This is a genomic window from Streptomyces sp. P17, assembly GCF_032436805.1.
GTDB lineage: Bacteria > Actinomycetota > Actinomycetes > Streptomycetales > Streptomycetaceae > Streptomyces.
This window is the reverse complement of the sequence record NZ_JAVRBF010000717.1, coordinates 1-278: the sequence shown is the minus strand read 5'-3', so window position 1 is coordinate 278 and position 278 is coordinate 1. Positions and strand designations below refer to the sequence as shown.

1 protein-coding gene is annotated in these 278 nt (G+C 43.2%); it reads left to right on the top strand.

The window, feature by feature from the left end:
- Nucleotides 1-13 precede the first annotated feature (13 nt).
- A partial coding sequence (locus RMT89_RS42710; RefSeq protein WP_315889147.1) for a hypothetical protein occupies nucleotides 14-278 on the top strand: 265 nt, incomplete at its 3' end.

Below are 278 nucleotides of genomic sequence, written 5' to 3'. Positions count from 1 at the left end.
CAGCGTAGGGAGTATGTGGATATCTCCCGTAAGACTTGTCACCCCAGCTTTTCTAGGCTTAGTATTTCCTATTCTTCTTTTCTTTCAGGCACTGGTGACGATTTATTGGTTGCTTGCAGGCAAATGGCGATGGATTGTTGCATGTCTCGTGGTACTGCTTCTATCCTTTTCTGCTATCAAGGTCTATACCCCTTTGCACCGTTTTTCAGCAGATAAGCTTCCTCAAGATCATATCAAAGTACTTTCCTATAATGTCATGGCTTTTGGATTTCTCGAGC